The 7,640-nt window shown below is 73.3% G+C and carries 8 protein-coding genes; 3 read left to right on the top strand and 5 right to left on the bottom strand.

Annotation, left to right across the window (positions count from 1 at the left end; translation table 11 throughout):
• Both ACFSL4_RS26530 and ACFSL4_RS26535 read right to left on the bottom strand, forming a co-directional pair.
• Window positions 1-352, bottom strand: a 352-nt coding sequence (locus ACFSL4_RS26530) for a DUF6332 family protein (RefSeq protein ID WP_381087915.1), incomplete at its 3' end; no start/stop codon positions are given.
• 250 nt (window positions 353-602) lie between these two features.
• The gene (locus ACFSL4_RS26535; protein ID WP_381087918.1) at window positions 603-1,343 is read right to left on the bottom strand and encodes a maleylpyruvate isomerase family mycothiol-dependent enzyme; all 741 of its coding nucleotides are present in this window, start codon (window positions 1,341-1,343) and stop codon (window positions 603-605) included.
• Window positions 1,344-1,575: 232 nt separating this feature from the next.
• Between ACFSL4_RS26535 and ACFSL4_RS26540 the strand changes: the two genes are divergently transcribed.
• On the top strand, window positions 1,576-2,142 hold the full coding sequence (locus tag ACFSL4_RS26540; RefSeq protein WP_381087921.1) for a DUF2231 domain-containing protein: 567 nt from the start codon (window positions 1,576-1,578) through the stop codon (window positions 2,140-2,142).
• Here ACFSL4_RS26540 and ACFSL4_RS26545 read toward each other — a convergent pair whose 3' ends face one another.
• The 3 genes from ACFSL4_RS26545 to ACFSL4_RS26555 form a co-directional block, all read right to left on the bottom strand.
• Window positions 2,143-3,369, bottom strand: a complete 1,227-nt coding sequence (locus ACFSL4_RS26545) for an MFS transporter (protein ID WP_381088401.1) — start codon at window positions 3,367-3,369, stop codon at window positions 2,143-2,145. It abuts the gene before it with no gap.
• Window positions 3,370-3,591: 222 nt separating this feature from the next.
• The gene (locus ACFSL4_RS26550; protein ID WP_381087924.1) at window positions 3,592-5,427 is read right to left on the bottom strand and encodes a glycoside hydrolase family 15 protein; all 1,836 of its coding nucleotides are present in this window, start codon (window positions 5,425-5,427) and stop codon (window positions 3,592-3,594) included.
• Window positions 5,428-5,524: 97 nt separating this feature from the next.
• Window positions 5,525-6,304, bottom strand: coding sequence for a DeoR/GlpR family DNA-binding transcription regulator (locus tag ACFSL4_RS26555; protein ID WP_381087927.1), 780 nt, complete (start codon window positions 6,302-6,304; stop codon window positions 5,525-5,527).
• 173 nt (window positions 6,305-6,477) lie between these two features.
• On the opposite strand from ACFSL4_RS26555, the gene ACFSL4_RS26560 reads away from it, so the two are divergent.
• Both ACFSL4_RS26560 and ACFSL4_RS26565 read left to right on the top strand, forming a co-directional pair.
• Window positions 6,478-7,380: an SIS domain-containing protein gene (locus tag ACFSL4_RS26560; protein ID WP_381087930.1), complete on the top strand. Its 903-nt coding sequence runs from the start codon at window positions 6,478-6,480 to the stop codon at window positions 7,378-7,380.
• Between the two features lie 55 nt (window positions 7,381-7,435).
• Window positions 7,436-7,640, top strand: a 205-nt coding sequence (locus tag ACFSL4_RS26565; protein ID WP_381088403.1) for a class II fructose-bisphosphate aldolase, incomplete at its 3' end; no start/stop codon positions are given.

Consider the following 7,640-nt stretch of genomic DNA (forward strand, 5'->3'; position numbering starts at 1 on the left):
TCGTCCGGCACGCCGAGAGCACGCACCGGACACCGCGGGCACCGCACAGGACTTTCGAAACACCCCCTAGCGCGCCGCCGGCCGCGCGGTCTCCCCAGCCGCCCGAGCCCGGGCTGATGAAGCGGGCGGCGAAGAGCACACTGGCCGCGGTGGTTGCCGAGGCGATCAGCGTATGCCGTGCTCCGTCCGGCAGGCCGAAGGCGAAGGCGGGCCCCGCCACGGCCCCGAACGCCAGGACCGCCGCGAACACCGCGCTGCACAGCGCGTATCCGATCTCGACGGTGAGGGCGGCCCGCTCGGCCCGAGTGCGCCGCCTGCGGGACGGGAGCGGACGTCCCCCGTGGTTGTCCATGCACCGAGTCAAACAGGCGTGCCCGGCGCGGCAACCGATCCGCCGGGCACACGCGGGGAGGCGTTCTGCTCCCCTTCCTTCCCCGGTCCCCGCCTCAATCGCGGAGCCCACCGGCTCCCCCACCGGCTCCTTCCCGAGGCGAGCGGGCGACCACCGCGCAGGCCGCACCGAACGGCAGCATGCTCGGCAGGGTCCATCTGAGCCAGAGCCGGCGCGGATGCCGGCCGGCTGACGGCCTCATCCCGTGTGCTCAGGCCCAGACCACCGCGGACTTCTCGCGCCACAGGCCGGTGACCGAGGCGTCGCCTGTCACGTGCGGGAACGGCACCCGGTTCCACAGCGACAGATACAGCTGGGCGAGCGGCCCGGTCACCTCGCAGTCCGCGGCTGCGGCATCGCCCGCCTCGGTCACGGGCGGCTCGGCTGACAGGCGCACGGTCCACACGGCGCCGTCGGCGTCAGTGGCCCGCACCCGCAGCACGCGCGGTTCCTCGCTGCGCACCCGGCTCCTGGAGCGGGCGTGGAAGCCGTGCAGCAGTTCGTCGATGCCGTCGGCCGCGAAGTCCGGGGCGATCGCGGTGGGTGTGCCGCCGCGCGCCGACTCCGCGTCGATCCGGTGCACGGCCGTCTCATGGGCCTGCCGCCGGGCCCAGAACGCGAGCGGCGATGTCGCCGGCAGGAAGTGCCAGCACTGTACGTCGGGCTCGGCGTGGGAGAGGGTACCGACGAGGTGGCGGTGGCCTTCCCGGAACCAGGCCACGAGTTCCGCGCCGTCCAGGTCCGGCAGGCCGCCGCCGGGGTGTGACGAGGTGCGCCGCTCGCCGACGAAGGCCGCCGCCCAGCGGTGCACCATGCCCGTGTGCCGCAGCAGGTCCCGCACCTGCCACTCCGGGCAGGCCGGCACCGTCGCGTCCCCACCCGCCTCCTCGGCCGCGTCGGCCAGCAGCCGGCCGTCCCGGTCCAGCGCCGCGATGAACTCGGCAGTCTCCATGGGGTGAGTGTGCCGCATGGGGCGGCCGCGCAGGAGAGGGGGGCGGGGGCGTGGATCAGCGGTGCGGTGCGTCCGGGCCCGCCGGCCACCGGGCGGTGGTGCCACGGTCGGTCTTGCCGGCCTGCTCCATCCGTGCGCACCCCCGCGCGGCTGCCGCAGGCGGGGTGCCGGATCCGGGGAGAGTAGGTTTTCCGGCCGGAGCTGCCCGGCACAGTTGTCGAAGGAGACCCCCGTGAGCGTCGGGCTGATCAACGGCCTCCCCGGCCACCCTCTCTTCGTCCACGGCGCGGTCGTGCTGGTTCCGCTGACGGCGCTGGCGCTCGTCCTTTGCGCCGTGTGGCCCGCGATGGCGCGCCGGCTCGGGTGGATGCTTCCGGTGCTGGGCCTGGTCGCACTCGCCCTGGTGGTGCTGACCACCGAATCCGGCGAGTGGCTGGAGGAGCGGGTGAAGGAGACCCCGCTGGTGGAGGCTCATGCCGAGATGGGAGAGGGCCTGACCCCCTGGGTCATCGCCCTCGTGGTGCTCGCGGTCGTCGTGTGGTGGCTGGGCCGCGCCGCCCGCCGGCGGCCCGACGGCGAGGATGCGGTCGGCAGTCCCACCGGGGGCGGCCCCACCGGGGGCCGGGCCTCCACCACGGCGCGAATGGCCGCTTCCGTTCCGGTGCGGGTCGTGGTGCTGGTGCTGGCCCTGGTGGTGAGCGTCGGTGCGGTCGTCCAGGCGTACCGGATCGGCGACTCGGGGGCGAAGGCGGTCTGGGAGGGCAAGTTCTCGACGGGCGAGCCCGGTGAGAAGGGCTGATCACGGGCGGACGGCGGCCGCGCGGCGCACCCCGTGCCCGATCGCCGAGGCGAGGGCGGCCAGCGCCGCCACGCTCGTCAGCGCGGCGGGCAGCGAGTACCGGTCCGTCATGAACCCGATCGCGGGCGGGCCGAGGAGCATGCCGCCGTAGCCGAGCGTCGAGGCGACGGCGACCCCGTCGGGACCCGCGAGTGCGCCGGCCCGCTCCACGGCGACCGGGAAGATGTTGGCGAGGCCGAGACCGGTGACCGCGAAGCCGAGCAGCGCCGCCCACACCGACGGAGCGAGCGAGCCGAGCAGCGTCCCGGCCGCCGCCGTGGCGCCGCCCGACACGACCGTGCGCATCGGCCCGAGCCGTTCCAGGAGGACCGTGCCGCCGAGCCGCCCCAGGGCCATGGCCAGTGCGAAGCAGGAATAGCCGGCCGCAGCCACCCCCGGATGCGCCCCGAGGTCCTGTTCCAGGTGCAGGGCCCCCCAGTCCGCCAGCGCGCCCTCGCCGTACGCCGTGCAGAGCGCGATCAGCCCGAAGACTGTCACCAGACCCCGGGTACGGGGGGCCGGGCGGCGCGGTGCGTTCTCGCCGGGCGGCCGTGCCCGGTCAGGGGGCGCCGACGGTCCCGGCCGCGCCGGCGGCCCCGGTGGCTCTGGCGGCCTCGGCCGCGTCGGCGGCCCCGTGCGCAGGAGGCAGCGCCCGGCGACCGCGGTCACCGACAGGCCGAGGACGGTGAGCCCGAGGAGGTGCTGCAGGGGGGACACGGAGTTCGCGACCAGCCCCCCGAGCCCGGCGCCCGTCATGCAGCCCAGGCTGAACGCCGCGTGGAAGCTGGGCATGATCGGCCGCCGGAGCGCGGCGACGAGGCCGACGGCGGCGCTGTTGAAGGCGACGTTGATGCCGCCGTACGCCATGCCGAAGACCAGCAGCGCCGCGCCGAGTTCGGGAGCGGAACGGGCGAGCGGCGGCAGGGCGACGCTCAGGGACAGCAGGACGGCGCAGAACACGGTGACGGGATGGCTGCCGTGACGGCGGCACAGGCGGCCGGTGAGCGTCATGGTGACCACGGCGCCCGCGGAGACACAGAGGAGGGCGAGGCCGAGGGCGCCGGCGGAGGCGTTCGTCCGGTCCTTGATGGCGGGGATGCGGACGACCCAGCCGGCGAACACGAAGCCGTCGAGGGCGAAGAAGGCGGTCAGGGCGAGGCGGAGCCGGGTCAGGTCGCCGTCCGGCACGGCGCTGTGCGAGCGGACTTTGTTTATTAATGGCACAAAATCAAGGTAGGGGCCGTCCTGGGGCACGGCAAGGGAGTTGCCGGGCGCTCGGGGACGGCGCGGAGGCAGCGGCCGTGTCCCGGTCCGAGGGCCGCATGTTCCGAAGGACGGCCATGGCGGGGCCGGAGCGGCCGGTCGCGCGAGATGTACGGTCCCGCCGTGGGCAGGCCGGTGGGGCGGCCCTCAGCCCAGGGCCCGGTCGAGGTTGAACGCCGCGCTGATCAGCCCGAGATGGGTGAACGCCTGCGGGAAGTTGCCCTGTTGCTCGCCGGTGGGGCTGATCTCCTCGGCGTACAGCCCCAGATGGTTGGCGTACGTCAGCATCTTCTCGAAGGCCAGCCGTGCCTCGTCGAGGCGGCCGGCGCGGACCAGTGCCTCGACGTACCAGAACGAACAGATGGAGAACGTCCCCTCGTCGCCCCGCACACCGTCCGGGCTCGACCTCGGGTCGTAGCGGTAGACCAGCGAGTCGGACACCAGCTCCCGGCCGAGGGAGTCCAGTGTGGACAGCCACTTGGGATCGGTGGGCGCGATGAACTTGGCCAGCGGCATCATGAGCACCGCCGCGTCGAGCACATCACCCTGCTCGTGCTGCACGAACGCCTGGCGCTCGGCGGACCAGCCCCGCTGCATGATCCGCCGGTAGATCGTGTCACGGCACTCCAGCCAGCGGACCAGATCGGCGGGCAGGCCACGGCGGCGCGCCATCCGGATGGCACGTTCGATCGCCACCCAGCACATCAGCCGCGAGTACAGGAAGTTCTTGCGGCCGCCGCGCGTCTCCCAGACGCCCTCGTCGGGCTGGTCCCAGTGGGCGCAGACCCAGTCCACCAGCGCGCAGACGTCGTCCCACTGGTCGCTGGAGATCGGCTGGGCCCACTTGTCGTAGAGGTAGACCGAGTCGATGAGGGCGCCGTAGATGTCGAGTTGCAGCTGTTCGGCCGCCGCGTTGCCGATGCGCACCGGCGCCGCCCCCCGATGGCCCTCCAGATGGTCGAGTTCGTGCTCGGGCAGGTCGGTGCGGCCGTCGATCCCGTACATGATCTGCAGCGGGCCCGACGGTCCTCCGTCTCCGGAGGTGATGTGCCGGGTCACGAACGCCATGAACGCCTCCGCCTCGCCGGTGAAGCCCAGGCGCAGCAGGGCGTAGACGCAGAAGGCCGCGTCACGCACCCATACGTAGCGGTAGTCCCAGTTGCGTTCGCCGCCGAGCCGCTCGGGGAGGCTGGTCGTCGGTGCGGCGACGATCGCACCGGTCGGCGCATAGGTGAGCAGCTTCAGCGTGAGGGCGGAGCGGTGCACCATCTCCCGCCACCGGCCGCGGTAGCGCGAGGCGGACAGCCAGTTCCGCCAGTACGCCACCGTGGTGCAGAACTGCTGCTCCGCCTCCAGGCGCGCGCACCTGCGCGGCCCGAGATCCTCTCCGACCTGGTCCAGCGCGAAGACCGCCGACTCGCCCTCGGAGAGTTTGAAGTCCGCCCAGGTGTCCAGGTCGTCGCCTTCGAGGGCCACGGTGGCGGTCAGGGCCAGCGACAGGTCGGCGGACTTGAAGACCGCGACGTCGCCGAGCACCCGGACGGTGTGCGACCGGGTGCCGTAGTGGAACCGCGGGGCCACCCGCGCCCGGAACGGGATGGCACCGCGCACGCACAGCACCCGCCGGATCAGCCGGTGGCGTTCGGCCTCCACCGACCCCGCGCCGACGGGCATGAAGTCCTGTACTTCGCCGACGCCGTCCTCGGTGAAGAACCGCGTGATCAGGACGTTGGTGTCGGGGAAGTAGAACTGCTTCGTGCGCGCCGGCACGGTCGCGCAGAGTTCGAAGCATCCGCCCCGGTCCGCGTCCAGGATCGAGGCGAAGACGCTCGGGGCGTCGAACGACGGGCAGCAGTACCAGTCGATGGTGCCGTTCGAACCGACCAGGGCCACGGTCCGCAGATCCCCGATCAGGCCGTGCTCGGCGATCGGCAGATACCGGGAGGCACCCCGCACGTACTGGTCGGCCGGCGTCTCGGCCATCGCAGCCTCCCTGCCACCCGGCGTGCCACGGCGCCTCCCAGCTTAGGCGCAGCGGGCGAGGCCGCCACCGGGAGCGCGGCGGACGGGTGCGGCTCCGTCAGACGAGGAGCACCCGCACGCCCGCCTCCTCGAACCGCCGGACCGTCTCCGCTCCCGCCGCCGCGTCCGTGACCAGCGTGTCCACCGACTCCACCGGGCAGATCCGGGCGAAGGCGCGCTGCCCCAGCTTGCTGGAGTCCGCGGCGACGACGACCCGCTCGGCGCGCTCGCACAGCAGGCGGTTGATCGCGGCCTCCGCCTCGTCGTGCGCGGCCGCGCCGTGCGTGACGTCCAGGGCCACCACGCCGAGCACGGCCACGTCGACGGTGATCTGGCCGAGGACGCCGTCCGCGAGCGGGCCGATGAGCTCGTACGACTGCGGGCGCGCGACCCCGCCCGTCACCACGATCTTGAACTGGGGCCGCACGGCCAGCTCGTTGGCGATGTTCAGCGCGTTGGTGACGACGGTGAGCGCGGGGGAGCCCGACGTCAGGTCGCCGCGCACCGCCAGAGCGCGGGCCACCTCCGTGGTGGTCGTGCCTCCGGTGAGCCCCACCGCCTCGCCGGGTGCGATCAGGCCGGCGACCGCGGTGGCGATGCGCTGCTTCTCGGAGGCGTGGCGGGCCGTCTTGTAGCGCAGCGGCAGTTCGTAGGAGACGCCGTGCACCACCGCGCCGCCCCGGGTGCGCACCAGCATCTGCTGCTCGGCCAGTTGGTCGAAGTCGCGGCGGATCGTCGCGGCCGACACCTCCAGCTCGGCCGCCGCCTGCTCGACATCCAGCCGGCCGCGCTCGACGAGCAGTTCCAGCAGTGCCTTCCAGCGGGCGTCGCGCGACATCCGCACTCTCCGTTCCTCGGCCTCCGGGGTGACCCTAACGCACCGCATCTCGGATCGAATGCTTGATGGTGATTGGAAGCGGGCAGTATCTTGCATGAACAATCACAGCGGACAGTGCGGCATGACCCACGTCGCGCAGGGCGCGGTATGACCCACGTCGCGGAGGGCGCGGTATGACCTACGTCGAGGACGAACTGACCAGCCAGCCCGAGTGCTGGACCCGCGCGGCCGCGGGAGCGGCCGCGTACAAGGACGCGCTGCCAGCGGTGGGGGAGCGCGTGGCGGTCGTGGGATGCGGAACCTCGTACTTCATGGCGCAGGCCGCCGCCGTGCTGCGCGAGCGGGCCGGGCACGGCGAGACGGACGCCTTCGCGGCCTCCGAGTTCCCGTACGGACGCGCCTACGACCGGGTGGTCGCCCTCACCCGGTCCGGCACCACCACCGAGGTCCTCGAACTCCTCGGGCGGCTCGGCGGGCGGATCCGTACCGCCGCGATCACCGCCGACCCGCGCACGCCCGTGACGGACGTGGCCGACGACCCGGTCGTGCTCGAATACGCCGACGAACGGTCCGTCGTCCAGACCCGGTTCGCCACCACCGCCCTCACCCTGCTCCGCGCCCACCTCGGACTGCACACGGACGCCGTGGTCGCCGACGCCCGCACCGCGCTGGACCTCCCGCTGCCCGAAGGACTCGCCGGCTGCTCGCAGTTCACCTTCCTCGGCCGCGGCTGGACCGTCGGCCTCGCACACGAGGCCGGGCTGAAGATGAGGGAGGCCGCGCAGGCGTGGACCGAGGCGTATCCGGCGATGGAGTACCGGCACGGTCCCATCAGCATCACCACCCGCGGGAGCGCCGTCTGGATGCTCGGCGACGCGCCCGGGGGACTGGCCGAACAGGTGCGGGAGACCGGCGGGCTGTGGGTGGCCGGGCACCTCGACCCGCTCGCCGAACTCGTCCGCGTCCACCGGCTCGCGGCCGTCGTGGCCGCCGCACGCGGCCTCGACCCCGACCGGCCGCGCCATCTGACCCGTTCCGTGATCCTGAGCCCCACCGCCGACGCGGAGACCCGGTGAGCAGCGAGGAGCAGGAGAACGCGGACGAGTCCGTCCTCGGCGAGAAGGAGGAGCCATGACCCTTGCAGCCACCGGTGAGCTGGTCGCCGCTGCCGTCGCGGAGCGTGGTGCCGTCGCCGCGTTCAACATCATCACCCTGGAGCACATCGAGGCGGTGATCGCGGGAGCAGAGGCGGCGGACGCCCCGGTCGTGCTCCAAGTCAGCGAGAACACCGTCAAGTTCCGTCACGGGCGGCTGCTGCCGCTCGCCCGGGCCGCCG

It is taken from the genome of Streptomyces caeni, assembly GCF_042678285.1.
GTDB classification, from domain to species: Bacteria; Actinomycetota; Actinomycetes; order Streptomycetales; family Streptomycetaceae; genus Streptomyces; species Streptomyces caeni.